Here is a 1,211-nt window from a genome sequence, read left to right on the forward strand (position 1 = left end):
GAGGGTGTCCCGAATTTTGTGTAAACGGAGCGAGTGTTAATTCGTCGGCATCCTTCCCTCAAACTGGATCGTAAATCGGTTCAGCACGGGCTTCCAGTTTTGCACCGGCATCGTCCACTTCTTGGCGATGTTGTTCAGCGCCAAATAAAACAGTTTCAACAACGCCTCGTCACTTGGGAACGCCCCACGGTTTTTCGTGATCTTGCGCAAACTCATGTTCACCGATTCGATGGCGTTGGTCGTGTAGATGATGCGCCTGACCTCCGGCGGGTAATCGAAGAACGGTGTGATGCGCTCCCAGTTTCTGCGCCACGACTGCACGATCGGCGGGTAGTCAGCGCCCCACTTTTGTTCAAACTCATCCAAGGCAGCCGTTGCCGCTTCTAGGGTCGCCGCCGCATAAACGGCTCGCAAATCAGCCGCGACCGCCTTGCGCATCTTCCAGCTCACGTAGTTCAAACTGTGGCGCACCATGTGCACCACGCACAGCTGGACGGCCGTTTGCGGGTACACCGATTCGATCGCCTCGGGGAACCCCTTCAAGCCATCCACGCAGGCAATGAAGATGTCTTGCACACCGCGGTTCTTCAGCTCAGTGACCACCTGTAGCCAGAACTTGGCACCCTCAGTCTGCGCGATCCACAAGCCCAGCAACTGCTTTTGCCCCGTCAAATCAATGCCCAGCGCCAAGTACACCGCTTTGACTTTGACCACCCCCGCATCTCTGGATTTGACGTGAATGCAGTCCAGATAAACGATGGGATACAGCGCATCTAATGGGCGAGACTGCCAAGCCTTGACTTCGTCCATCACGGCATCGGTGACGGTTGAGATCAGCGTGGGTGAGACTTCTGCGCCGTACATTTCTTCGAGGTGCGCTTGGATCTCACGCACCGTCATGCCACGGGCATACAGGGACAGGATCTTGTCATCGAACCCCGTCCACCTTGTTTGGTGCTTGGGCACGATCTGCGGCTCGAAGCTGCCGTCTCGGTCGCGGGGAATTTCGATGGGCAGTTCGCCAAACTCGCCCTTGAGCGTCTTCTTGCTCTTGCCGTTTCGGGTGTTGCCCTTGGGGTTGGCGACGGGTTCGTTCTTGCCGTGCCCGAGGTGCTCAGCCATCTCGGCTTGGAGGGCTCGCTCGACCAAGCGTTTGGTCAATTGTTTGAGAAGCCCGTTTTCTCCGATGAGGTCTTCAGGTTTTTTGTAAT

Annotated in this window: 1 protein-coding gene; it reads right to left on the bottom strand. The window is 56.5% G+C overall.

All coding sequences use genetic code 11. The features are described 5' to 3' along the window. Positions 1–36 precede the first annotated feature (36 nt). Positions 37–1,211, bottom strand: a 1,175-nt coding sequence (locus B9Z42_RS16045; RefSeq protein ID WP_100134429.1) for an IS256 family transposase, incomplete at its 5' end; no start/stop codon positions are given.

The sequence above is a fragment of the Limnohabitans sp. B9-3 genome, assembly GCF_002778325.1.
Lineage (GTDB): Bacteria > Pseudomonadota > Gammaproteobacteria > Burkholderiales > Burkholderiaceae_C > Limnohabitans > Limnohabitans kasalickyi.